This is a genomic window from Agrobacterium sp. CGMCC 11546 (assembly GCF_013365515.1).
Classification (GTDB): domain Bacteria; phylum Pseudomonadota; class Alphaproteobacteria; order Rhizobiales; family Rhizobiaceae; genus Agrobacterium; species Agrobacterium fabrum.
The window spans coordinates 64,265-89,100 of sequence record NZ_CP047390.1 but is presented as its reverse complement, the minus strand read 5'-3'; the positions used below and the strand labels follow the sequence as shown (position 1 = coordinate 89,100).

Here is a 24,836-nt window from a genome sequence, read left to right as displayed (position 1 = left end):
GAGTCTGGAGATTGAATATCGAACAAGAGCATCAGGCATGCAAACTGACCATTTCCAGCCGACACGCCAAGATCTGTCGAAATGACAGCCGGCAACAGCTGCGCTTTCATCGGAGACCCGTATAAAGGTCTGCCAGCTGGAGTTGACGCAACTCTATCAGGATCGCGAAAGCGCGCCGTCTTACTCAACCCATATTGCTATCGAAATCAACTGCTCTACAGTTACGTCGAACATTGTGGAAATCGAATTCGCAAGGCTGGCCGCATCCGGCTGACTAGCAACATATTGAGCAAATTCGATCTCGGTCTTCGTGACGGGCCGCTTATGCCATTAATGCCTCTTCTTTGCTTTCAGGATTGCGGCAAAGACTTCCCCTACATATTAGCGTAAACCGGCCCCTCGCCACCCTGTGGCGGCACCCAGTTGATGTTCTGGTTGGGGTCCTTGATGTCGCAGGTCTTGCAATGCACGCAGTTCTGGGCGTTGATGACGTAGACCTCCTCGCCATCCTTCTCCACCCACTCATAAACGCCGGCCGGACAATACCGCGTCGAGGGACCGGCAAAGACGTCGTGTTCGGAGCGCTTCTGCAATTCCATATCCTTCACCTGAAGATGCACCGGCTGGTCCTCCTCATGATTGGTGGAGGAGAGGAACACCGAAGACAGGCGGTCGAAGGTCAGAACGCCATCCGGCTTCGGATAGGCGATCGGCTTGTGCTTCGATGCCGGTTCGAGGCTCTGCGCATCCGTCTTGCCGTGCTTCAGCGTGCCGAAGACCGAGAAACCGAACAGCTGGTTGGTCCACATGTCGAGACCGCCAAGGCCGACGCCGACCAGCGTGCCGAATTTCGACCAGAGCGGCTTGACGTTACGCACCCGTTTCAGGTCCTTGCCGATATCGCCTTCACGCCATTCTGCCTCGATCTCGACCACCTCGTCATGGGCGCGGCCGGCGGAAAGGGCCGCGGCGATCTTTTCCGCCGCCAGCATGCCCGAAAGCACCGCATTATGGCTGCCCTTGATGCGCGGCACGTTGACGAGGCCGGCGGAACAGCCGATCAGCGCGCCGCCGGGGAAGGTGAGCTTCGGCACCGACTGGTAACCGCCTTCGGTGATGGCGCGTGCGCCATAGGAGATGCGCTTGCCGCCCTCGAAGGTGTCGCGAATCGACGGATGCGTCTTGAAGCGCTGGAATTCCTCGAAGGGATAGAGATAGGGGTTCTTATAGTTGAGGTGAACGACGAAGCCGACGGCGACGAGGTTATCCTCAAGATGATACAGGAACGAGCCGCCGCCGGTCTTGAAACCGAGCGGCCAGCCGAAGGAGTGCTGCACGAGGCCCTGTCTGTGGTGTTCCGGCTTGACCTGCCAGAGTTCCTTGATGCCGATGCCGAATTTCTGCGGCTCGCGATCCCTGGACAGGTCGAATTTTGCGATCAGCTGCTTGGCAAGCGATCCACGCACGCCTTCTCCAACAAGCACATATTTGCCGTGCAGCTCCATGCCGCGGGTGAAGTTCGGGCCCGGCTCGCCGTTTTTCTCGATGCCCATATCACCGGTGGCGACGCCCATGACGGCGCCTTCGTCATTATAAAGCACTTCGGTGGCGGCAAAGCCCGGATAGATTTCGACGCCGAGCGCTTCCGCCTTTTCCGCCAGCCAGCGACAGACCAGCCCGAGCGAGACGATGTAATTGCCGTGATTGTTCATCAGCGGCGGCATCATGAAATTCGGCAGGCGGATGGAGCCGGCCGGCCCTAAGAACATGAACTGGTCGTCCTTGACCTCGGTCTTGAAGGGATGCCCCTCCTCTTCGCGCCAGCCCGGCAGCAGCCGGTCGATGCCGATGGGATCGACCACTGCGCCTGAAAGAATATGCGCGCCAACTTCCGCGCCCTTTTCCAGAACGACGACCGAAAGCTCGGGCTCCACCTGCTTCAGCCGGATGGCCGCGCTGAGACCCGCAGGACCCGCACCAACGATCACAACGTCGAATTCCATCGCTTCGCGTTCGGGCAGTTCCATCGCTTCCGTCATCAAAGTGCCTTTTCGAGCTCCGGCAGGGCCACGAACAGATCGGCGACGAGGCCGTAATCGGCCACCTGGAAAATCGGCGCTTCTTCATCCTTGTTGATGGCGACGATGACCTTCGAATCCTTCATGCCCGCCAGATGCTGGATGGCGCCCGAAATGCCGGCAGCGATGTAAAGCTGCGGGGCGACCACCTTGCCGGTCTGGCCCACCTGCCAGTCGTTTGGCGCGTAACCGGCATCGACGGCCGCGCGGCTGGCACCAACGGCGGCACCGAGCTTGTCCGCGACGGGAAGGATGACTTCCTTGAACTTTTCCGACGAGCCAAGCGCGCGGCCACCGGAGATGATGATCTTCGCAGAGGTCAGTTCCGGACGGTCGGAAGAAGCCAGAGCATCGGAAACGAAGCTGGAGACACCGGGATTTTCAGCGGCAGCGATTGTCTCGACCGATGCCGAACCACCTTCGGCGGCGGCTGCAAAGGCGGTCGGACGCACGGTGATCACCTTCTTGGCGTCGCTTGCCTGCACCGTCTGGATGGCATTGCCGGCATAGATCGGCCGCTTGAAGGTGTCAGGCGATACGACCTCGATGATTTCCGAGACCTGCGCCACGTCGAGAAGCGCTGCCATGCGCGGCAACACGTTCTTGGCAGATGCCGTCGCCGGCGCGATGATGACGTCATAGGAGGGGCTGAGCGAAACAACCAGCGCCGCCAGCGGCTCGGCAAGCGCGTTGGCATAGGAGGCGTCGTCGGCGAGCAGCACCTTGGAGACGCCGGAGAGTTTTGCCGCCGCGTCAGCAGCGCCCTTGGCGCCAGAACCGGCGACCAGCACGTGCACATCGCCGCCGATCTGCGTTGCCGCCGTCAGCGTCTTTGCCGTCAGGTCGGAAAGGGTTGCGTTGTCGTGTTCTGCCAGAAGAAGAATGGCCATAAGAATATCTCCCTTTTCCGAAACCTTAGAGGACGCCGTCGGCTTTGAGCTTTTCGACCAGTTCGGCAACCGAGCCGACCTTGATGCCGGCCTTGCGGCCCGCGGGCTCCTCGGTCTTCAGCACCTTCAGGCGCGGCGAGACATCGACGCCGAAATCGGCCGGAGCCTTTTTGTCGAGCGGCTTCTTCTTTGCCTTCATGATGTTCGGCAGCGAGGCGTAACGCGGCTCGTTCAGACGAAGATCGGTGGTGACGACGGCTGGCAGTTTCAGCTCGACAGTCTGCAGACCGCCATCGACTTCACGGGTAACCGCGACCTTGCCGTCAGCCGGCACGACCTTGGAGGCAAACGTGCCCTGGCCCCAGCCGAGCAGGGCTGCCAGCATCTGGCCGGTCTGGTTCGAATCGTCATCGATCGCCTGCTTGCCGACGATGACAAGACCGGGCTGCTCAGCCTCGGCCACGCCCTTCAGGAGCTTGGCGACGGCGAGCGGCTCGACGGTTTCGTCGGTCTCGATCAGGATGGCGCGGTCGGCGCCCATGGCAAGCGCGGTGCGCAGCGTTTCTTCCGCCTTGGCCGGGCCGATGGAGACGACCACGACCTCTTCGGCTTTGCCGGCTTCCTTCAGGCGAAGGGCCTCTTCCACCGAGATTTCGTCGAACGGGTTCATCGACATCTTCACATTGGCAAGCTCAACGCCAGAACCATCCGACTTCACGCGGATTTTCACGTTGTAGTCGACGACTCGTTTAACGGGGACAAGGATTTTCATCGGCGGCTTTCCTATCGATCTTTTTCGTTGGGCGTTGAAATCATTGTCGCGCGAGTATCAGGGGCGGCTTTATGCTGAATCGATGCTGTTTGCCCGATCGTCGGTTCAACGCTCATTTTGCTGAAAATCAGCCTGCTATGCCACGCATCGCCATTGCAATGCGCAATGAAATCGAAGTCGCTCCACGTGACAGGGCGTCTCGCCGCTTATCGTGCGGAGTTCCACCGGTTTCGTGAGCTTTGACGTCGATATGCAGTCACAACCGCTCGACTTCGTTTATTCGGCAGCATCCCCTCTGGTTTTTGATAACCGAAGGGGTTCATTCTTTTTTTGGGGCAGATTTTGCCGTTTCTTTGGAGCGGCGGACAGAAGATATTCGCCCGAATCCACCAGGAAACGCTCATTTTCGCGAATTCGCTGTTGCGCCACATCGCCAAGCCGGCTGATGGTCAATGCGGCCAGTAGGTTAGTGACGGCAATAGCTCCCAGCGCAGATTCGGGAAATGCCTGGCCAGACGACTGCGCTACAAAATGCAAAGGCCCCGCAAACTTGCTGATAGGCGCCGCAAAACTGTCGGTGATCGAGATGATGTGGGCTCCCGCAAGCGACGCCTTTTCGGTCAAAGTGTGAACTACGCGATTGAAGGGCGCAAAAGTCACAGCAACGACGACATCGCCTGGCTGGATATCGTCCAGTGGACCTTCCGGTGCCCCCCCGGGAGCATCTAGCAGAACGATATTAGGGCGCGCTTTGCGTAAGGCGTAGGCAAGGGTGAAAGCGGGCGTGAAGGCCGTCCGGCGACCAATAATATAAACCTTCGGTGCTTGGGCAAGAAGTTGCACCGCCCTTTCGAGCTTCTCTTCCGACAGATGTGCCCTTGCCTGTTCAACGACAGCCAGTTCCGTTGCGAAGAACGAATCGATAAACGGCTGTAGCCCGGAATTCTTACCCATTTCCGCAATCAGCGTTCGCGCGCTAAGCTCATTACGGTTTATAGACTGTCGATCTCTTTGCTGGCGCTCCTGTGCAATATCAATGAATTGCTGACGTAACTCACCGTATCCTGCAAGGCCCAGCTTTTGTGCCAGCCGGACGAGACTGACAGGTTGGATGTTCGCCCGCCTGGCAACTTCACGCATGGTATAGAATGGAATTTCATCAGGATTGTTGATGAGGTAGTGAGCCGCATCCACCGTCTGCCCTGAAAGCTCAACGCAGATTTTCTTAACTCGCTCGATCACATCTGGTTTGGTCATAACTCTCTCTGGACGTCGGCCATATAAGGTCTTCAAAGTGGACCATTTTCCCCAATCGGCCGAATAAAGCAATGAAGGACTAACATCTCCAAGCATCAGGTGGAAAATCCCGCAAAACGAATGCGTGTGGGCCGATATTCACAGTCATCGATGGCCCACAATTGGGGAGTGTCAACGAACAATGTTACGCAGGGCGCCTACATTTTCCAGCTCCACTTCAACAACGTCACCCGGTTTCAACCACACCGGCGGCTGTCGTTTGGCGCCAATACCCTGGGGAGTACCTGTCGTAATGATGTCACCGGGGGAAAGAGACAGGAAATAAGAAATATAGCTCACCAACTGGCGAACCGGAAAAATCATGAGATTCGTATTGGATGATTGAACCTGCACGCCGTTGACGTGAGTCTGTATATCGAGGTTCTGAAGGTCCCCAGCCTCATCGAGTGTAACAAGTACCGGTCCGACTGGTGTCGAACCGTCCACAGCCTTGCCTGCCAGCCATTGTGTCCCACGATACTGGAGATCCCGCGCGGTGATGTCGTTCAGGACAGTCACGCCGGCTACGAAATCCAATGCATCCTCTGCGGAGACGGAGCGGCATTCCTTGCCAATTATGATCGCAAGCTCGCCTTCAAAATCGAGGTTCGGTGTGATGTTGGAACATGATATCGTGTCGAAAGGGCCAATCAAAGAGCTTGCGAACTTCGCAAAAATGTCGGGATGCGACGGAAGCGCCCGGCCGGTCTCTGCGACATGGTCGTTGTAGTTGAGACCAATGCAGAGAACTTTCGAAGGATCCGTGACCGGCGGGCCGAGCCGCACCTTGTCGAACGGGCCGACATTCGCTTTTGGATTCGCCCTGGCTGCCGCAGTCAGTCGCGCCGAGAGTTGTGGCAGTTCTCCCCCATGTCGCCGCAGTAATTCACGCACAGAAGAGATTGGCTCCCCGCGCCCGCCCGGCCCGCCTTCAAGTAGCGTATCCACATCGAAGATCGATGTATCAATTACGATACCTGCCTTCCAAGAGTCACCAGAATCATACGTAACGAGTTTCATTGGTCCTCCTGCACCGTGCCGGTGCTTTCAAGTCAAAAATGAGAATTGCATGAGTCAAACAACGGACGATTGCCGCAGCCTGGCACCTCTTCCACTGCTGAAAACCGATCGCCCCACCAAGGCTGCAGATAGCTCGAACCTAGAGCCGGTTCCCTTTCATAAAGTCAGCAGCGCGCTCCCCAATCATAATCGCCGGGGCATTCAGGTTGCTCGATGAGACGAACGGCATAACCGAGGTGTCGGCAACACGCAGACCGTCGATTCCATGAACGCGCAACTGCGGGTCGACAACAGCCATCTCGTCCCTGCCAATTTTGCAAGCGCCGCTGAAATGATAGGCTCCCTGGGTATATCTCCTGACGAAAGCCTCGAACTCTGTACGCGTCCTCAACGGTTTGGCAGGCAAATGCGACTCGCTGACAAACGCCTTCATCGATGGCTGCTCCATGATCTCCTGCCCGAGGCGAATCCCGTCTACGAGGCGATCGACGTCATAGGGATGGCTGAGGTAATTAGGATCCACGATTGGAGGAACACTCGGATCAGATGAACGCAGAGTAATCCGACCCCTGGATTTCGGCCGGCAGGCGTAGACGTTCAACGTACATCCATTACCGCTCGCCGTCGTCTCCACCCCCTCCTCGATGCCGGCGCCGGCCAGGAAATGGTATTGAAGGTCGGGCGTAGGATCCGATTTGTCGCCCCACCAGAAGGCTCCGCCTTCGCAGATGTTGGAGGTAATCGGACCAGATCCGAAAAACGCATATTGAACTGCCGCAGCCGCCTGCCACCGAAGCTTCTTGTATTTGTCGTAGCTCGTATTCGACTTCAGGTTATAGATCAGAAAGCAGTCGGTATGGTCCTGCAGGTTTTGCCCGACGCCTGGCAGATCGTGAACCACCTGGACTCCGGCCCGCTGAAGTTCGGTAGCAGGCCCTATTCCCGAAAGCTGAAGCAGGCGCGGCGATCCGACTGCCCCGGAGGATATGACGACCTCCCGCTCCGCTCGCATGGTTTCGACGCGGCCATTCTCGACATACTGAACGCCGATAGCGCGACCGCCCTCTATAATAATCTTCGTGACCTGCTTGTCGGTAACAACCTTGAGATTCCGACGCTTTCTAGCTGGATGAAGATAAGCATCAGCCGAGCTGCATCGACGGCCATTCTTCGTCGTCAGTTGGTAGAGCCCGGCTCCCTGAAGGTTTCCAGAATTGAAATCCGGATTATAGGGTATCCCCGCCTCCTGACAGGCCTTCACCCAGGCTTTGGTTAGCGGCAAGGTATATTGCTGGTTTGAAACGCTCAATGGTCCACCCTGACCATGAACATCGTTCGAATAGACCTCGTTGTTTTCTGCCTTGCGGAAATAGGGGAGAACATCTTTGTAACCCCAACCTTCGGCTCCATGATCAACCCATCGATCAAAATCAGATGGTGCGCCTCTCATATAGATCATCGCGTTAAGAGAGCTACCGCCGCCGAGAACGCGCGCTTGTCCGACATTTGGCTCGGTGTCATTTTGATGTCGGAGTTTCTCGACTTTGTACCAATGAAGGAGAGAACTCTTGAAGGACTTATAAAACGTGACTGGAAAGCGGATCCAAATGCTGCTGTCCCTCGGACCGGCCTCAAATAGCGTAACCGAGACGTCAGGATCTTCGCTCAACCGACCCGCAATCGCGCATCCAGCCGATCCTCCGCCTACCACGATAAAATCGGGCATCACATCATCCTAATTTTTGATTGTATACCGAAAGCAACTCACATCCGAAAGTGAACAGGCACCGATCCGCCTAGAATATGCCCGAGAAGAACGCATCGACTTCCGCCTGCCGCATGTCGCAAAACCAGCATTCTACAATCTGCTCGTTTTCGAAGCGATAGGCGGCAAGCCGGTCTGTACGAACCTGCTTGTCGCCGCGCGACCAAATCTCATGGACCATGATCAGAATGGCATCGTCCGATTCTGCGATGAGTTCGTCATGCCCGGCCTCGCCGCCGACGATCCATCTGTCGGTATAAGCTGCGACCTTGTTTACCCACCCCTCGACGAAGCCGCTGGCGCCATGGAAGTCTCCGGATAGAACAGGATGCGTTCCCCCCATATGGACGACAAGATTTTCAGCATAGTAGCTGCAACCCTTCTCAACATCTCCGCTCGACCATGCTTCGTGGTACTCACGAAGAATATCGCTCGCACGTTTCTTGCTCATGTGGGTTCCCCTTTATCGTTAAGTGGGCGTTGATCGTATTGAACCGTGAAATTATGCAGACACCCGACGCCCCTCGGTCGATACAATGGATTTTCCATCGGCGGATATCGCGACACCATAAATGTCGAGTGCCGCCTGTTGGGATACGACGCCATCACGAACGTCCCGCAAGACGGAAAGGGGGTCGCGTTGGTGCGGATGTCCCCAACCGCCGCCGGCCGTAGCCTCGATCACCAAATGGAGCGGCTTGACCTCTTCAACGCCGTAGGGCGGGCAATACAACTCCGCTCCCGTCGCCAGATCGAAGGCCCTGATCGACCCCTTTTCACCCCAATGCCCGCCATTGACGCCAGCGGCTGTCTTTTTGCGAGCGCCCTCTCCCCTGAGAAGATGTTCGCCGCCCGCCAGCACATCGACCACGTAATCGACACCGGTTCCGCCGCGATACTGGCCGGCTCCCCCGGTATCACACCGCATCTCGTAGCGATGCACGCGGATCGGATAGGACTGCTCATAGGTTTCGACATTGGGGATGAACATGCCGCCGAGCGTCATCTGATGGCTTGAAGTTGCAAATCCATCGCGCCCCTTGACCGCGCCGCCGCCGGAACTTCCGTGCCAATGGTAGAGAACAAACACATTCCCGTCGGGTTTCTTGCCTGAGGAGATGCCGAACACTGACTTGCCCCAGCCTGCGCAGGCACGCTCGGGATCCGCCTGGGCCAACGCTCCCCAGCATGCATTCATGATGTCGATCGCCGGGAACACAGTATTCATCGTCATAGGTGCGGGAGGCAGGGCGTTCACCACGCTGCCTTCAGGCGCGATAATTTTCACACACCGGTAGGTGCCCTCGTTGTGCGGGATCGCGGGATCAAGGAAAGCCGAGAGAGCGCAATAGACCGCTGAATGCGTGTTGGCGATCCCGCTATTTTTGAAACCTTTGATCTGCGGCGATGTACCCGTGAAATCGAAGGTGATCATGTCTTCGTCGATAGTCATCTTTATACGCGTTTCAATATCGACAAGCTCAAAGCAATCGGTATCGCTGAAGTCCGAGGCATGCCACACACCGTTCGGCAGCTCGGAGATGGCCTGACGCATTCGCCGCTCACCATAGTCGAGAAGAGCGTCGAGATAAGCGCGCCCCTTCTTGATGCCAAGTTGGGCGATGACGTCAGCCAGCCGCTGACCGCCGATCCGTGTCGAGCCGATCATTGCGCCGAGATCGCCTTCCAGCAGATCCGGGCAGCGCGAATTGAGCAGCAGCATCCGCCACAGGTCGTCACGCAACTGGCCCCTTTCGATCAACTTGAGTACCGGCAGGCGAATTCCCTCGTGAAAAATCTCGGTCGCCCTAGCATTGTAAGTGCCAGCCGCGCCGCCGCCAATATCGGACTGGTGGGCGCGATTGCTACAGAAGCCGAAGAGTTCGCCTTCCACAAAAACGGGACGTATAAGGGTCCAGTCGGGCAGGTGATTGCCTCCGGCGGCATAGGGATCGCTCAAAATAAAGACATCTTCCGGCTCGATACGCCCGGAGAAATCACGAAGGACGGCGCGCACGGCAAATCCGCCACTGCCGGAATGGATCGGCAGGCCGTCCGCCTGAGCGATCGTCTCACCGTCCGCATTGCTCAGGAAGCATGAAAAGTCATGGCTCTGGCTGAAGATCGGACTGCGCGCGGTCCTGGTCATGATTGTGCCCATCTGCAGGCTGATGTGATCCAGTTGTCGCTGCAGAATTGCAATGAGGACCGGATCGTATTCTGGAGATAAAACAGCGCTCATAGTTCGACCTCGTCAATTCTAGCAAAAACCAATTCACCTTCCGGAGAATTCAACCGCCGACACACCAAAAATCCGGTGGTTTTCAAATCGTGGCCAAGGATGCTGTGCTTGTTCATGCGGCCTCGCCCTGCAAAATCTCGACATGATAGTTGCCGGCATCGGTCATCGTCAGCTTGTCGCCGGCACCGAGAATAAGCGTGGTCGTCGCCTCCTCTATGACGGCAGGTCCCACGAGTTTTTGGCGCGGGGTCAGAACCGTACCGTCGTAAACAGGCGTTTCAACAAAACCCAGTTCCTTGTTGATCCAGACCGGCCGGCGGGAAATCGCCAGCGGGTCGGATACGATTGCCGACGCCGTGGCAACTTCCAATGCATTCAGCTTACCGACCGCAGCCAACCGGAGATTGACGACCTCAACTGTACCCGCAGGCTGGACATAACCGAAAAGACGCTGATAGACCTGCTCAAACGCCGACCGTATTGTCACTGCATCCGTCGAGGAGCACTCCACGGGTATGGTCCATTGCTGTCCAAAATAACGCAGGTCATAAGCACGATTCAGAACAGCTTTCTCGCCGGTAAAGCCTTCGCGTGCCAGTACATTCGTTGCTTCCGCCTGCAATTCGGCAAAAGCCGCTTCCAATTGGTCCGGTCCCGAGACCTCCATGTTATCCAGCTCTTTGAGCCAGCTGCGGACATAGTCATGGCGCAGGTCGGAATTACACATTCCGAATGCGCAAAACACGCCTGCCAGCCGTGGAATATAAAGACTTGAGCAGCCAAGCAGCCTTGCGGTTGATGGGCCATGCAAGGGGCCTGCTCCGCCGCATGCAACGAGCGTAAACGCCCTTGGATTATAACCCTTCTCAAGTGACGCCTGCTCGACAGCGTGGAGGATGTTTTGTTCGACGAGTTGAATAATACCTGCGGCTGCATCCGCGACGCTGAGACCGAGAGGTTTTGCGACATGCGTTTCGATCGCCTCGACCGCTTTTTCCCGGTCCAGGGTGATAACGCCGCCCGCGTAGGGACCCGGCTTTAGTCGTCCAAGCACGAGTTGGGCGTCAGTCACGGTCGGGCGTGTGCCGCCACGACCGTAAGATGCCGGTCCGGGGGTCGAGCCCGCACCTTCAGGACCGGCCTTCAGAAGCCCCGCGCCGTCCACAGAGGCGATCGTGCCTCCGCCTGCGCCGACTGTGTGAATGTCAACGGAGGGAATGTTCAGATGGTAACCATCGACCACGATCTGATCGGTCATGGAGACCATACCATGTTCCATCAACGTCACATCACAGCTTGTTCCGCCGACCTCGATTGACATGAGGTGCTCAGATCCCGTGTCCTGGCCGAAGAACTTTAAAGAGCCGACGCCCGCCGCCGGACCCGACAGAACCAGGCTGGCAGGCGCGTGTCCGATCTCGTCGATCGAAATCGCTCCTCCGTTCGACTGGATCATCAACAGCTTGCGCTTCAGCCCTAGCGACGACAGCCGCTGGGAAAGGCTCTCGAGATATGGCACGACGCGGCGCGCAACATAGGCATTGACGACGGTCGTCGACGTCCGTTCATACTCGCCGATGGTCGGGGCGATTTCCGATGAGGCGGTGACCCACACATGCGGAAGAAGCTTCTTCAGTTCAGCTTTGGCCGCTCTTTCATGGGCCGGATTGGCGTAGGAATGCAAAAAGCAGATCGCAATCGCCTCGACACTCTCTTCCTCGAAAATACGTGCGGCGGCGGCGATTGAATTGGGATCGAAAGGAACTCTGACTGTACCGTCCTGCTCCAGTCGTTCGGTGACGGGGAGGCGCAGATAACGGGGCACCAGGACTTCCGGAAACGGCTTTCGGTGATCCCAGACAAACTCCCGCATGGAGCGCCTGATTTCCAGCGAATCACGAAAGCCTTCGGTAACCAGAAGCCCGACCTTTGCACCCTTCTTTTCAAGCAGCGTGTTTGTGGCAATGGTCGAGCCATGAACAAACAATTCGGTATTGGAAAGGAAGGTTTCGACGTCGATCGCCAAAGCTCCGGCCGCCAGCCGGATCGCCGAAAGTACACCCTCCGTAGGGTCGGAAGGAACCGAAGGAGCCTTAAACGCGCGCACGGCCCCTCTGGAGTCAACCATGACAAGGTCGGTAAAGGTACCGCCAATATCAACTCCGACGCGGTAGGGTGCAATTAACATCGGCTGTCCACTCATCGTTGCTTCACCATATCTAATATCTTCTGTCAGAGGCTACTGGGCCCCCGGCCTCAAACGACCGAGTCCCGGTGTGTGTCAAACTCTCTTTCGACGACGCTCACCAGCTTATCCGCTATCGAAAAGACTTCGACCTCAGTCATCGGGCTGGAAAGCGACCCGGAGCAGTTGGGCGTGAGAAGGACGTTTTCATCCAACATGGCCAACTGGACCCGACGGATGCGCTCTGCAGCCTCCGCAGTCGGAAAAGCACTACGATAGCCGGTGACCTTCCCCGCTCCGATATGAAGTCGAAAGAGGGACCCCATCCCGGTAACCGTTGCGGCCACGCCAGCATCCGCAAGCCCCCTGGTAATTCGCGCGCGCAAGACATCGCCAAGTTTGTTGAGCCGATCCACCACTGGCCGAGAGTAATGCTCCAGCGAGGTCAGGCCTGCAGCCATGCTGAGTGGGTTGGCGCTAAACGTGCCTCCCATCGACACTTTCGGCTTGCCGGCGGAGTGATCGAATACCGACATACATTCAGCGCGCCCGGATACGGCTCCGATCGGCAATCCGCCGCCAATGATCTTGGCCGTTGTGATCAGATCTGGCTCGAGACCGAAAAGAGGGGAAGCGCCTTCATAGGAAAGACGGAAGCTGATCACTTCGTCGGCAATGAGGATGATGCCATCACGGGCGCAAGCCTGCTGGATGACGGCAGTCGTCTCTCTCGACATCGGCACTGCGCCGGCGCGCGAAGCATTTGGATCGACGATCACTGCCGCCAGCGTGCCCCCTTCGCGTCGAAGAATGTCGGCGCAACGCTGGGGATCATCATAGGGGAGAACCACTACCTCTTGAAGAACAGAAGCCGGTGTGCCGGCATTGCAACGGATGGATGCAGGATCACCATTCTCGTCGTTCCAATTGGAAGGTGTAGGATCGAGGCTCACCTCTATCCAGTCATACGCCCCGTGATAGCAGCCCTCGAACTTGGCAATCCGGTGTCGACCGGTCAGGCCTCGCGCGCCCTTAATAGCGGCCAGGACCGCCTCGGTTCCCGAATTGCAGAAGCGGGTCTGTTCCATCCGCGGACTTCTCGCGGCCAGCGCTTCGGCCAGAAGGATTTCACTCTCGGTCGGCATTCCGAATGCCGTGCCTCTGGTCATCGCATTGCGGACCGCATCTAGAACTGGGCCATATGCGTGGCCATGGATGAGTGAGAAAAAGTTATTGGCGCAATCAAGAAGTCGCCGCCCGTCGATATCGATGACCCAGCATCCTTCACCACGCGCAGCATAAGGCGGATGCGGTTGGAGCCAAGACGCCGCCCGCATAGATCCCCCCGGGACCACTTTTCGCTCTCGCACATATGCGGCCTCGGAGCGCTCGCCGATGGTTGGAACTGCGTTGCCGCTGTTGTGCCCTGGACCCGATTTCATTGAATACTCCATCCGCTTTTCAATAGGTGGCAGTAGACACATGATCCTAAACTGTGTCAACAGGATCATGTGATCCATGCCTGTTTTTTCTGGCTTGTGGAAAGCCGTCGCCGTAATCCGCACCGAGAAGGCGTGTGGAAGAAGGTGCAAAAATATGCCGCCAAAAGACAACCCACTCGTAAAAGGCCAGGCGCTTGCCGCGACCTCCGGCCACTCCCATGAATTCCGACAAATTCCGAATTCGGCTCAGAAAACGAGTAAATCTTGACTTTGGATCAGTTGATCCACTTGACATACATCTGGATCATGATGTTGATTGCCGGGGATGGAGAGCATGGGCCTGTTGGCGCTCATGAAAATAGAAAACACTTCTCGGAAAGATTATTTGACTTGGAACCGGGGCCACCAGTCCGAGAAGAAAATCGTAAACCACATTCCGGTGACTTTGTTGCTCCCTGGATATGCTGCGGACTTGCGACTGCGTGTTCAAACCGACCGCTTTGAGGGAACTGCGGTTAGGAAATATTCCGATTGCAAAGCCGCGCCGAAGACACAATTCGAATGCTTTTGAGGAGGCCGTTAGATGACTCATATGGACCAAACGAGCGTTTATGACGTTGTGATTGTGGGAGCCGGTCCGTCTGGAGCGGTCGCCGCAAAACGCCTAGCGGAAGAGGGAATGTCGGTTATCTGTCTGGAACAGGGCGGCTACCCTGACTACACGAAGCTTCGGCATTCGGGTCTAGAGTTCGAACTGACCAAATCTCAGCATTTTTCATCAAACCCCAACAGAAGAAAGTCTTCCTCCGACTACCCGATCAATGTTGCGGATTCGGACGTCGAACCGCTGATGTGGAATGGAGTTGGCGGGAGCTCGATCGTCTATACAGCCGCTTGGCATAGGCTGAAGCCAAGCGACTTTCGAGTACGGACAGTAGATGGCGTCGCAGACGACTGGCCATTGAGCTATACCGACCTTGAACCATTTTATGCAAGAGTCGAGAACGATTTTGCAGTTTCCGGCGTTGGAGGCGACCCGGCGTATCCGCCCGGCTTTGATATCCCGCTACCGCCCTTCCCCATGGGAAAGATGGAGAAAAAGTTTGCCGGCGCACATGACCGTCTTGGATGGCACTGGTGGCCCGGCAGTAATTCGATAGCAACGGTGAGGCACAATGGGCTCTTGCCATGCGTTCGTCGCGGCGCCTGCGCTTGGGGTTGCTTTGACGGCGCCAAGGCCTCCGTTGATCGTACGCATTGGCCCGCATGCATCAAACTTGGTGTGAAACTCGTGCAGAACGCGCGCGTTATGCGTGTGGAAACCGGAGCCGACGGTCTCGCTACGGGCGTTACCTATGTAGACCAGGAAACAGGCAATACACATTTTCAGCCAGGCCGGACTGTCATCGTTTCGGCCAATGGCATAGGCACGCCCAGACTACTTTTGAACTCGGCTTCGAACGACCACCCGAACGGGTTGGCAAATTCCTCCGGCCTAGTAGGCAAGCGATTGATGATGCACCCGTACAGGACCGTAACGGGGCTTTTCGACGATTTTTTCGAAAATTGGCAGGGACCTTATGGCCAACGGGCCTACTCGCTGGAATTTGCCGAGACCCGCAAGGATACGAATTTCATCCGAGGAGCAAAATGGCAGCTCATGGGAATGGGCGGCCCTCTGGCATCGGTGGGAAGTTGGCCATGGGGCAGCAACGACGATGTCTGGGGCGAAAATTTCCATGCAACCGTGCACAAGCGTTTTGGGCGCTCAGCCTACTGGGGGATCATGGCGGAGGATCTGCCAGATGAGGAAAATAGAGTTACTCTCGATCCCGATTTGGCCGATGCCCATGGAATGCCCGCCGCGAAGGTCAGGTATAAGGCATCGCAAAACACAACGGATCTCCTGAACTACAACTTGGCGCGCGCATCGGATTCCATGAAGGAAGCGGGTGCGTATGAAGTGGCGGAAACGCCGCTGATGCGAGAAACCGGCTGGCATATCCTCGGAACGGTGCGAATGGGCGGCGATCCGCGCACATCGGTGGTCGATTCGTTTGGGCGTTCGCATGACGTGCCAAACCTCTTCGTCATGGACGGCAGCGTTATGCCGACGTCGGGTGCAGTCAACCCGACCGGTACTGTGACAGCGCTGGCGCTGCGAAACGCCGAATCGATGATTGAAAACCGACGCTCTCAGCCCGTCAGCCGGGCTGCCGAAGCGCAAAAGGTGGGATTTTAAGCCATGACGACTATCATTGATGACTTTCACACGAGGATTACATGGGTCGCCGACGCCCTTATCCCGTCAGACGCAAATCTTGACATGCCTTCAGCCATGGAAGCCGGCATGCTGGATCACCTGCTGCCCCGCGCCCTGAAGGAGCGCGACGATATGGCGCCGGCATTTTTCAAGGCGCTGTCGCGGCTCCCTGACGCGCGGCCGAACGATCCACTGGACACGATCCGCTCTCTCGGCGCCGACGATTTCTATGTCATTTCGTTCTTAATTGCCGGCGCTTTTTTCCTGGACGACGCTGTCGCCCGAAAATTGCGATATCCGGGACAGGAAGCCTTGTACGAGACGCCGGACTACGACGAGATCATGGAGACGGTCGAACGGATCCAATCCAGAGGAGCCGTCTTTCTAGATGTACGGGAAAAATCAGCCCCCGCCTAAATCTGAAAAACAGAAATCTTGTCACGTCACTGCGCGAAACGCCCACTCACTTCGATCGGATTGTGGTTGGAACCGTTCGCCGGGACTTCTCTTTCGTCAAGAGCACGCCTCCCGACAGCCGTGGAGGCCGGGACGGCTACATCGTCAAATTCCAGCCACGTGTACGGTGTTAGGGGATTACTTTGTTGGGGTTCAGCAGCCCGTGCGGATCGATCGCAGTCTTTATCCGTTTCATCAAGTCGATTTTCCCTTCGGCGCCATAGAGCCGCAATAGATCCAGCTTGACGCGCCCTATCCCATATTCAGCGCTGAACGTTCCTCCCATTTCAAACGCCAACTTGTAGATTTCCGGAGAGATATTCAGTTCCACGTAGCGTTTGAAACCTTCCTTGTCATGTCCTTCAGGGGAGAGAATATTGAAATGGACGTTGCCGTCACCGACATGGCCGTAGACCGAGAGAATAGCATCGCTCCGATGACTGCGAATCAGTTGGCACGCCGATTCAATGAAGGTGGCAAGGCGGGATGTTCGCACCGCAATATCATGTTTGACCGATCCGCCGTGGTGAACCTCGGCTTCGGGTATAGTCTCGCGCAGATGCCAAAGGTCTGCCCGTTGCTGTTTGCTCGCGGCAATTGTGCCATCGCTGATCAATCCGGATTCGAACAGCCCGGCAAGAAGCACATCCATACATTCTCCCAGGTTCAATACAGGAGAGGAAGTCGCGGCCTCCAGAAGGATGTAATGCGCGCTTTCCTCGCCAAGCGGATTCCTGAGATGGCCTTTGGCGCTGAGGAGCAGATTTAATGACGTGCTGGAAATATACTCGAATGACGTAATCGCCTCTCCGTTTTGTATCTGGGCCGCATCGAGGATGGTAACAAGCGAGGCAATGTCGCGCACAGCCAGAAAAGCGGTAATCGTCTGGCTGGGTTTCCTTGCCAGCTTGAGGGAAACGCCGGTGATAACCCCAAGCGTTCCTTCAGCCCCGACGAAAAGCTGCTTCACGTCATAGCCTGAATTATTCTTCCGAAGCGGGTTAAGCTCGCTAAACAGCGATCCGTCTGGCAATACGGCTTCAAGCCCGAGCACCAGATCGCGTGCCATCCCGTATCGGACGACGTTGGTTCCGCCGGCATTGGTCGAGAGATTGCCGCCGATGCGGCATGACTGTTGTGAGCCCAAAGCGAGGGGCAGCAATAGGCCCACATCATCGGCGGCCCGCTGCAAATCGCTGAGTATGATGCCTGCATCCGCGGTGACGGAGAGATTTCCGGGGTCCAGATCGCGGAGCCTATTCATTCTTTCCAGACTGATGAGCAATTCCTGCCCATCGGCGTTCGGCGTTGCTGCGGCGCAATAGCTGGTATTCCCCCCCTGGGGTACAAGACCAACCTTATGCTTCGCGCATGCCCGGATAATCGCCTGAACTTCCGCAGTATTGCGTGGACGCAACAAGGCGGTTGTCGCTCCGAAATACTGTCGGCGAAAATCCGTGACGTAGGACGATACGATATCCTGGTCTTTCGTTACCACCTCGGCAGGCAGATCCAAAAGCACGCTGTCGATTTTTTGCATCGGCAATGTTCCGTTTATCGACGCCTGACCCGCATCCGTTTTTCAGCACCCAAGTCGGCGACAATCACAAATGCAGTTCTTAAACGCCAAGAACGTTACCGCGTCACCAGATCGGGAAGGGCTTCTCCCTGAAGCGCCCGCCGCGCCCTTTCCACGGCCTGTTCTTGCAACGCATCCAGTGACGTGGTCGAACGCCAGGCAACATGAGGGGTAAAGACCGTATTCGGCGCAGCGCGTAACGGATGGCCAACCGGCAAAGGTTCCTGGGCAAACGTATCAATGCCTGCGCCGGCAATACGTCCTGCACGAAGAGCAATGGCGAGCGCCTCCTCGTCGATCAGGCCACCGCGCGAAACGTTTATGATCACCGCATTGCGACGCATGCGCTCCAATACGTCAGCCGAGATAAGGTGGCGGGTATCTGCGGTGAGCGGCAGATGAAGTGAGATGACGTCCGACTCTTCCAACACCTGCTTCAGGGTCGCGACAGGGACATCTGAAAAGATTGACACTGGGTCAAAGGCATGGACCTTCGCGCCGATAGCAGCCCACCATCTGGCGACCAGCTTCCCGATGCGACCCATTCCAACTATGCCAACCTGGAGGTTCGACAGTTTAGGTGTATCCAGACCAATCATTCCCGCCCACTCGCCCGCGCTGATGGCAGCCTGACCTTGCGGGATTCGCCGCACCAGGCTTAATCCCATCGCAAAAGCATGTGACGCGACTTCCTCGGACGCGGTGTCGGGAACAATGGTCACGGGAACGCCGACGTTATTTGCAGCCGCAACATCGATGTTGTCGTAGCCGACGCCGTAACGCACCACGGCCTTGCAGCGCCGCAACATGCCAAATTCTTTCGCCGTCATCTTGGCGTAGGGTGTAACCATGACCACTTCCGCATCGGCCATGCGACTGCTGAAAGATTCCTGATCCTCGGCAACCACCATCTCTCGACCGAAGCGTTCAGCGAGCGCACGTTCTCTGTTTACATTCGGGAAGCGGTGGGGAGCGACGAGGATAATCCCCGTCTCATTTGCCATAGTCATCTTGTCAGTTCTCCGCATTTGATAAGAATTTGATGGGGCTTCAGTTCGTCGTGTCGAGGTCGATCAGTTCGATCTTGTATCCATCGGGATCGTCGACGAAGGCAATCACGGTCGTCCCATGCTTCATGGGTCCTGCAGGTCGGGGAATCCGGGCACCGTTCGCCGCCAACTCATCGCAGATGCCGTAGATATTCCGGACACCGAGTGCGACGTGCCCGTAGCCGGTCCCAAGATCATAAGCAGTTTCTTGATCCCAGTTGTGGGTGAGCTCGATCACCGCGTGGGACTCTTCCGGACCATAACCGACGAAGGCGAGTGTAAACCTGCCTTCAGGATAATCTAACTTGCGCAGCAAGCTCATTCCCAAAAGCCGCGTATAAAAATCAATTGATTTATCAAGGTCTTTTACACGCACCATTGTGTGCATTACCCAAAATTTAGCTTCGCTCATCAATATTGTCCTCTCTATTACTTATCCCGCAAGCCATGCCCGACAGCTACCCCGGACTCGCCAGCATCGGGCGCGTCCAGCACCTCATTGGCAAACCTCGCAGCGCGGATGGGGCGGTCAACCGGTTTTTCAGGCATCCGATTGGGTCGGTCCAAAGTCAGCGTCATTCGCGGCATACGGCTCTGCCAACCGGAAAAGTGGCTCCGAATAAAATGCATTACGAAGCATTGGCGAAACCACACTGCACCCGAATGCACGTTTCCCTTGCTTTCAAACCAGTGAACACTATGATCCCATATTATGTCAATAGGATCAAGTGATCCTTAGCATGTTCCTTCCGCTCGGGACGAAGGCGGGGGAACGCGTCTCCGCTTATTGCCAAAATCCCGCTTCCTTTCCGGACCGGGTTGAGAAAAAAGCCTTCGACGAAATTTGCTGGATTGACGTCAGCACGGGCAAGCCAGCGACAAGTATGCATGCAGTTACACCCTCTTGCGTGAACGCCAACGTTGCCCCTCTCAATTTAAGGGCACGCAGACGAGCGACAAATAAATCGATAGGATCACATGATCCCATTGACATCATGTCGGATCATAGTGTTCACTGCCTTCAACAAAAAAAGGGGATCAAGGGCGAGAGAAGCTAAGTCTCGCGCCCGGAGCGATTAGCGGCGCACGCTTGCGCAAGCGCTCCGGTGCACATTGCCCTCTAGGTCATTCAGTTTCAGCAGTCGATTGACCCTGTGAAGGAGAGCTTATGACTTCAGTCACTTTCGCAAATGTCTGGAAGCAATTTGGTACGCACACCGCTATCGAAAACCTCAACCTCGAAATCAAAGATGGCGAGTTCATGGTGTTCGTCGGCCCTTCCGGATGCGGAAAGACCACAACTCTTCGAATGCTTGCGGGTTTGGAAACCCCGACATACGGCAAAATCATGCTTGGGAATGAAGATGTAACGCTGACGCCGCCTGGTCGACGCAACATCTCAATGGTGTTTCAAAGTTACGCGCTTTACCCGCATATGACGGTCCGCCAGAATCTTGCGTTTGGGCCCGAGATTCGTGGTGATAAGAAATCTGACATCGCGGCTGGAATTGACAGGGTAGCAAGTCTTGTTGGGCTCGATACGTTGCTGAACCGCTTTCCAAGCGAACTTTCCGGTGGGCAGCGACAGAGAGTAGCCCTGGCGCGTTCGATGATCCGTCGTCCCCGGATATTCCTTCTCGATGAACCTCTGTCAAATCTGGACGCAAGCTTGCGCACTCATATGCGCACAGAGATTGTCGAGCTGCAGCGGCAACTGGGTGTGACGGCCGTTTACGTCACACATGATCAGGTTGAAGCAATGACCATGGGGCACCGGATCGCCGTATTTGATCATGGCCACATTCTACAGGTTGCAACGCCAGCGGAACTTTATCGTGCACCGGCCAACAAGGTCGTCGGCATGTTCATCGGCTCACCGCGAATGAACATCCTCCCGGCTCATGTTTCCCTCGCAGGTGAGACTGTCAACATCCGTTGTTTCGGTACGACTTTTTCAATGGAGGGCTGTCATTTTCCGAAGGACCGGCTGTCAGGCAAGATCGAATTGGGTATTCGGCCGGATGAGATCCAATGGATAAAGGATGCACCTTCAAGGTGTACCGAGAAAATAACGGGCATTGTTACATCGCTCGAAACGACCGGGTCGGACACTTTTGTCTTGGTCGATGTCGAGGGAACGGAAGTGAATTCCAAATTTCCGAGCTTTGCTCCTGTGAAGCGCGGAGACTCGGTCGATTTGGTCTTTGATCCCGCAGATCTGCATCTTTTCGATTCAGAAACCGGGAAAAGCATAAAATTCATGTCAAACAATAAAAATTAGTGGAACAGCTCGAAAACGGGAGAAATACACATGCAAGCGCGAAATATTTACACCCCGATGCGCATCAACTCGGACAAAAAATCTGGCGTCAACCGCCATCACCCCCCCACATCACCACAGATCGATTCTGGAATAATAAAAAATATTAGGTCCAAGCTTCCTATATTGCATCGATACTACCTGGCCGCACTTATGGCCACCACTGCTTTCTCCATATTACCTTTGGACTTTGCACAGGCTGCAAATGTAAAGGTTGCATTCGCACTCAACTGGACGTTCGCCGATCCCAAGCTAGCCGAAAAGTGGTTTGGAGCGATCAAAACACAGTTTGAGGCGAAACATCCGGGTGACACGATGGAACTCGTCCCCCTGCCCGGCACCTACGATGATTTTATCACCAAACTCAGCCTTCTCTACAACTCGGCGGACACAAAGCCGGATATTGTCCAATATTTCGATATTAACGTCGGCCAATTCGCAGCCAGTGAGCTTCTCGCCCCGCTCGATGACAGGGTCGCCGATGCATCCTGGTGGAAGGAGGTTCCTGATGCCGTGAAAGAATCTGGTAAGTTCGATGGCAAAGTCTATTCGGTAGCACAGGGCATCAACACCTATGGCATGCTTTTTGATCGTACTCTGACCAGCAAGGCAGGCCTTCCTGCGGATTGGTCGCCGAAAAGCTGGAACGACATTCTTGACGCCGCACGGGCGATCAAGAAAACGTCTCCGGACGCCTCGCCCCTCTACGTCGTGACAGGAACAGCCCAGGGCACATTTGGCGTGGTCGCAGGCCCCGGCCTGCTTCTCTCCGCATCGAGCACACCGACCATCTACAACACCCAAACGAAAAAATGGGTCGTCGATAGCAAGGGCATCCGAGAAGTTCTCAACTTCTACAAGACCGCGGCGACGGAAGGTCTCCTTGCGCCAACATCACAAATGATGGATGCCAACGGCGCCAACAACCCAGCCCAGGCAATGCATGACCACAAGTTCGGGATTTCCTTTGCTGGAAACTGGATCCCGATGTTCTGGGGCAAGACCGTATGCGCTCCTTGCTGGGACGATAAGGAAGAGACGATCGGCTTTGCCGAAGTTCCGACATCTGACGGACAGGCACCAGGAACCGGAAGTAGTTTCAACGGGGTCGTCTTGTCCATGTCCAAGAACCCTTCGGATCCCGACCTCGCCTGGTCAGCCATTGAAATCATGCAGGAAAAGCAGAACATGCAGGACATCGCCGCCTGGGTGGCGGTTGTACCAGCCGTAGAGTCTTTGAAGTCCGACGATTCCTATCTCTCGCTGAGCCGATCACCCTTCCAGAAGGCATTCGCTGATTTGAGCGCGACCTCCAGGGGAATGCCGTCCCAGGCGGAGTTTCCGATTTGGGGCAATGCGTTTCAGCAGGCAACCCAGGCGATGGTACTGAAGCCCGCGACGACAATCGAGGAGGGTGTAAAGATTTTGCGATCCTATATGGCGAACCAGGTGGGAGAGGAAAACCTGGAGACCATGCCTTGAATTCGAAGTACACACATAGGACCGACGAGGGGCCAGTTCGTTCGACTGGCCCCGAGGACGCAGGTTCGATAGCTTCCCGGCCGGAGAATAACCCGCGTCTGGACGAGCCGCGTGTGAACGCCATAAGCTTCGTTCTGCTCTCCCCGGCGGCGTTGCTTCTTGCCACGCTTTTTCTTGGGCCCGTCCTCTATGCAGTCTATCTCGGCTTCACCAATCTCCAACTGATAGGGGTCAACGCCGTCAATTATCGGTTCACCGGACTACGCAATATCATATTCATGTTGAACGACATGATCTTCTACAAATCACTCTGGCTTACCGTGATTTTCGTCATTGGATCGGGTGCGATTGCGACCACATTGCTTGGATTGGTCTTGGCCTTGGCAATACAGAAATGCTCGGCCCCGATAAGATGGATAACAAGCGCCGCCGCCATCCTTGCCTGGACGCTGCCGCCAACCACCATCGCTTTTTTGTGGATGGCAACGAGTGCTCAATCGGGTCTCATCTCCATCCTCGCCGGCAATCAGCGCCTTGATCTTCTATACCAGCACGCCATGTTCGTAGTTTCGACTGCAAACGCCTGGTCGTTGGCCGGGCTGGCTATGACCATGTTTTCCGCAGCTCTTCGCAACATACCTGAAGACCTGATGGAGGCCGCCCAGTTGGAGGGTTCCACTTCCGTTCAGTCATTGCGGCGAATAACCCTGCCGATGCTTAAACCAACAATCGTAACATGCGCACTGCTCATGATGCTGATGACGTTTGGCAACTTCACGCTGATATACCTGATGACGGGCGGAGGTCCGAATAACGAAACGAATATTCTTCCCGTCTATACCTATCAACAGGGATTTAAGTTTCACAACCTGGGTTATGCCGCTCTATTGGGCAATATCATGGTCCTTCTATCCGCTGGCCTCGGCGCGATGTTTGTTTGGGTGACGAAAGCTCGTCGCCCGCAATAGTTAAGAATTTCACACCAGGCTCACTATAAAAGGTTACTGCGATGCAGAATATCTCTGCCATGCCAGCTTCAAGCCCACCCCATGGACAGAAAGCAAATAGACCAAACAAATATACATCGGAGTGGATTGTCGCAAATTCGACAGCCATTTTTCTGGCGGTTTTTTTCGCGCTGCCGATGTTGTGGATGGTGCTTGCCTCCGTTGATCACGGTGCAACAAATCAGCTAAGGTCTCCCGATCTTACTGCAGAGCACTACCTAGTTGCAGTCCAGGCGAGCAATCTTGCCGCGCTCGGCAATAGCCTCCTTATTTCAACGGTCGCAACGGTTGTTGGAACAGTTGCAGCATTCACTGCCGCCTACGTTTTTTCAAAACACAACATTCCTTTCAAGAATCCCCTCTTGTTGACCATCCTGTTCCTTTCTGGTGTTCCAATCTCGATATTGATTGTCCCCGTTTATAAAATGTTTTCGACGCTGGGGTGGCTGTCAATCATTCCGACGGGAGTTCTGCTCGGTGTGACCGCTATTCCGTTCCAGATCTACCAGCTAAAAAACTTCATCGACGCCGTACCGGTCGAACTCGAGGAGGCCGCAGCACTCGAACAGGCCGGCACGTTTCAGATATTGACCCGCGTTATTCTGCCACTGACACGACCCGGCCTTGCTTCTTCCGCGATTTTTGGCTTCGTGAACGCTTGGGGGAATTTCCTGATGCCAGTTGTTTTGATCAACCGCCTGTCGCATCAGCCCGCCCCTGTTCAGCTGTTCGGATTCATGGGGTCGAACTCGATCAACTACGGTGGAATAGCCGCCTATTCGATTGTCTACTCGCTCCCGGTGATCCTCCTGTTTCTCGGGATGTCTCGTCAATTTAAAGCAGGTTTTTCACTTGGCGGCGCAGTAAAATAGTCTGCAGCCACTTCTGCGTTTACCGACACATAAACGGCTCAACGATTTCGCCCATCCCTGAAAAAAGCGCAATCCATAGTCGCTGATGGCGCGCAAGTCACTCAGTAGCCTGCTTGCA

19 protein-coding genes are annotated in these 24,836 nt (G+C 55.8%); 6 read left to right on the top strand and 13 right to left on the bottom strand.

The window, feature by feature from the left end; translation table 11 throughout:
• Positions 1-374: 374 nt before the first annotated feature.
• The 10 genes from GSF67_RS25145 to GSF67_RS25100 form a co-directional block, all read right to left on the bottom strand.
• Positions 375-2,039, bottom strand: coding sequence for an electron transfer flavoprotein-ubiquinone oxidoreductase (locus GSF67_RS25145; protein ID WP_006311553.1), 1,665 nt, complete (start codon positions 2,037-2,039; stop codon positions 375-377).
• Positions 2,039-2,968 (bottom strand): electron transfer flavoprotein subunit alpha/FixB family protein, encoded by a 930-nt coding sequence (locus tag GSF67_RS25140; RefSeq protein ID WP_128822123.1) that lies wholly within the window; start codon positions 2,966-2,968, stop codon positions 2,039-2,041. The genes GSF67_RS25145 and GSF67_RS25140 overlap by 1 nt, the downstream gene beginning before the upstream one ends.
• Positions 2,969-2,993: 25 nt before the next feature.
• The gene (locus GSF67_RS25135; RefSeq protein WP_010973172.1) at positions 2,994-3,740 is read right to left on the bottom strand and encodes an electron transfer flavoprotein subunit beta/FixA family protein; all 747 of its coding nucleotides are present in this window, start codon (positions 3,738-3,740) and stop codon (positions 2,994-2,996) included.
• 276 nt (positions 3,741-4,016) lie between these two features.
• Positions 4,017-4,997, bottom strand: coding sequence for a MurR/RpiR family transcriptional regulator (locus tag GSF67_RS25130; RefSeq protein ID WP_050813478.1), 981 nt, complete (start codon positions 4,995-4,997; stop codon positions 4,017-4,019).
• A gap of 171 nt (positions 4,998-5,168) precedes the next feature.
• Positions 5,169-6,056, bottom strand: coding sequence for a fumarylacetoacetate hydrolase family protein (locus tag GSF67_RS25125; RefSeq protein WP_006312365.1), 888 nt, complete (start codon positions 6,054-6,056; stop codon positions 5,169-5,171).
• 139 nt (positions 6,057-6,195) lie between these two features.
• Entirely contained in the window at positions 6,196-7,782 is a 1,587-nt protein-coding gene (locus GSF67_RS25120) for a GMC family oxidoreductase (RefSeq protein WP_006312364.1), read from the bottom strand.
• 70 nt (positions 7,783-7,852) lie between these two features.
• Positions 7,853-8,272, bottom strand: coding sequence for a nuclear transport factor 2 family protein (locus GSF67_RS25115; protein ID WP_006312363.1), 420 nt, complete (start codon positions 8,270-8,272; stop codon positions 7,853-7,855).
• A gap of 51 nt (positions 8,273-8,323) precedes the next feature.
• Entirely contained in the window at positions 8,324-10,063 is a 1,740-nt protein-coding gene (locus GSF67_RS25110) for a hydantoinase B/oxoprolinase family protein (protein WP_006312362.1), read from the bottom strand.
• 112 nt (positions 10,064-10,175) lie between these two features.
• Positions 10,176-12,251 (bottom strand): hydantoinase/oxoprolinase family protein, encoded by a 2,076-nt coding sequence (locus GSF67_RS25105; RefSeq protein ID WP_006312361.1) that lies wholly within the window; start codon positions 12,249-12,251, stop codon positions 10,176-10,178.
• A 68-nt stretch (positions 12,252-12,319) separates the two neighbouring features.
• On the bottom strand, positions 12,320-13,768 hold the full coding sequence (locus tag GSF67_RS25100) for an aspartate aminotransferase family protein (RefSeq protein ID WP_006312360.1): 1,449 nt from the start codon (positions 13,766-13,768) through the stop codon (positions 12,320-12,322).
• A gap of 505 nt (positions 13,769-14,273) precedes the next feature.
• Between GSF67_RS25100 and GSF67_RS25095 the strand changes: the two genes are divergently transcribed.
• Positions 14,274-15,932 carry a GMC family oxidoreductase gene (locus tag GSF67_RS25095; RefSeq protein ID WP_006312358.1) on the top strand — a complete coding sequence of 553 codons (1,659 nt, stop codon included), beginning with the start codon at positions 14,274-14,276 and terminating at the stop codon, positions 15,930-15,932.
• 3 nt (positions 15,933-15,935) lie between these two features.
• Positions 15,936-16,370 carry a hypothetical protein gene (locus tag GSF67_RS25090; protein WP_006312357.1) on the top strand — a complete coding sequence of 145 codons (435 nt, stop codon included), beginning with the start codon at positions 15,936-15,938 and terminating at the stop codon, positions 16,368-16,370.
• Between the two features lie 169 nt (positions 16,371-16,539).
• Here GSF67_RS25090 and GSF67_RS25085 read toward each other — a convergent pair whose 3' ends face one another.
• The 3 genes from GSF67_RS25085 to gloA all read right to left on the bottom strand — a co-directional run bounded on the left by GSF67_RS25085 (position 16,540) and on the right by gloA (position 19,449).
• Positions 16,540-17,949: an FAD-binding oxidoreductase gene (locus GSF67_RS25085; RefSeq protein WP_006312356.1), complete on the bottom strand. Its 1,410-nt coding sequence runs from the start codon at positions 17,947-17,949 to the stop codon at positions 16,540-16,542.
• A 95-nt stretch (positions 17,950-18,044) separates the two neighbouring features.
• Positions 18,045-18,998 (bottom strand): C-terminal binding protein, encoded by a 954-nt coding sequence (locus GSF67_RS25080; RefSeq protein ID WP_006312355.1) that lies wholly within the window; start codon positions 18,996-18,998, stop codon positions 18,045-18,047.
• 40 nt (positions 18,999-19,038) lie between these two features.
• Complete coding sequence (gene gloA / locus GSF67_RS25075) at positions 19,039-19,449, bottom strand: lactoylglutathione lyase (RefSeq protein ID WP_006312354.1); 411 nt, start codon at positions 19,447-19,449, stop codon at positions 19,039-19,041.
• 756 nt (positions 19,450-20,205) lie between these two features.
• On the opposite strand from gloA, the gene GSF67_RS25070 reads away from it, so the two are divergent.
• Genes GSF67_RS25070 through GSF67_RS25055 form a run of 4 tightly spaced genes read left to right on the top strand, consistent with a single transcriptional unit; the run spans position 20,206 to position 24,718 of the window.
• Complete coding sequence (locus GSF67_RS25070) at positions 20,206-21,318, top strand: ABC transporter ATP-binding protein (protein ID WP_006312352.1); 1,113 nt, start codon at positions 20,206-20,208, stop codon at positions 21,316-21,318.
• A gap of 30 nt (positions 21,319-21,348) precedes the next feature.
• Positions 21,349-22,839 (top strand): extracellular solute-binding protein, encoded by a 1,491-nt coding sequence (locus tag GSF67_RS25065; RefSeq protein WP_244399815.1) that lies wholly within the window; start codon positions 21,349-21,351, stop codon positions 22,837-22,839.
• Positions 22,836-23,807 carry a carbohydrate ABC transporter permease gene (locus GSF67_RS25060; protein WP_006312350.1) on the top strand — a complete coding sequence of 324 codons (972 nt, stop codon included), beginning with the start codon at positions 22,836-22,838 and terminating at the stop codon, positions 23,805-23,807. The genes GSF67_RS25065 and GSF67_RS25060 overlap by 4 nt, the downstream gene beginning before the upstream one ends.
• Positions 23,808-23,848: 41 nt before the next feature.
• Entirely contained in the window at positions 23,849-24,718 is an 870-nt protein-coding gene (locus tag GSF67_RS25055) for a carbohydrate ABC transporter permease (RefSeq protein WP_006312349.1), read from the top strand.
• Positions 24,719-24,836 lie beyond the last annotated feature (118 nt).